Here is a 1063-nt window from a genome sequence, read left to right as displayed (position 1 = left end):
CCCCTCAGGGCTCCTCCGTCTCCGCCTCCAGGCTGCGCCGCGGGGAACCCTGGGAGGGCACGGAGCGCCCTGGCCACAGGGCCCTGTTCGGAGGGCCCTGATCGGAGCGCCCTGGCTGGCCTGTCAGGCGAAGGTCAGCCGGATGCGGCCGTCCCCGGCGTCCGTGACCCGTACCCCGGTCAGGTCCTCGACATGGACGGTCGGACCGAACGCCGCCGCCCTCGCGCCGACGCCGACCACCCGCATGCCCGCGGCCTGACCGGCACGTATGCCTGCCTCGGAGTCCTCGAAGACCACGCAGTCGGCGGGGTCGAAGCCGAGCGCCGCCGCGCCCTTGAGGAACCCCTCGGGGTCCGGCTTGCTCGCGCCCACGCTCTCCGCGGTCACCCGTACCTCCGGCAGGCCGAGGCCCGCGGCGGCCATGCGCCCGGTGGACAGCGGTACGTCGGCTGAGGTCACGAGCGCGTGCGGCAGCCGCAGCTCCGTGAGCGCGGCCATGAAGGCGGGGGCGCCGGGCACCGGCACCACGCCCTCCATGTCGGCGGTCTCGGCGGCGAGCATCTCGCGGTTCTCCGCGTGGTTCTCCTCCATGGGGCGCTTCGGCAGCAGCACCGCCATGGACGCGTAGCCCTGCCGTCCGTGGACGACCTTGATGACCTCGTCGAAGTCGAGACCGTGCCGCACGGCCCAGCGCCGCCAGCAGCGCTCGACGACGGCGTCGGAGTTGACGAGGGTGCCGTCCATGTCAAGGAGAACCGCCCCTGCGTCGATGTCGAGGGCGGCGGGGGCGGCGGGGGCGGCTGAGTCGGCGGACGTGGCCGTCATGGATGGGCTCCAGAGCGCAGAGGGGACGTCCGCGCGCTCCGGCGGCAGGCCCCGGAGGCACGGAGCAAGAATCAAGGCAGCCCCGCCCGCCGGTCAGGGAATACGGGCGGAGCCACTTTGTTCTCGCACGGTACAAAACATGGCCACCAAAAGCCAACACCGCAGGTCAAACGCCCCGCGCACGCGGCAGCACCCCGTTCGACCCGCGAGCCCCAAACCTCCACAGATCCCCATACAC

Annotated in this window: 1 protein-coding gene; it reads right to left on the bottom strand. The window is 72.7% G+C overall.

Annotated features, from left to right (window positions below; all coding sequences use genetic code 11):
* Window positions 1–123 precede the first annotated feature (123 nt).
* A complete protein-coding gene (locus AB8Z36_RS41205; RefSeq protein WP_369218456.1) occupies window positions 124–825 on the bottom strand; it encodes an HAD family hydrolase in 702 nt (233 codons plus the stop codon).
* Window positions 826–1063 lie beyond the last annotated feature (238 nt).

This window comes from Streptomyces flavofungini, from assembly GCF_041028215.1.
GTDB lineage: Bacteria > Actinomycetota > Actinomycetes > Streptomycetales > Streptomycetaceae > Streptomyces > Streptomyces flavofungini_B.
Note: the sequence above shows the minus strand (reverse complement) of the source record. Positions and strands in the feature narration are given on the sequence as shown.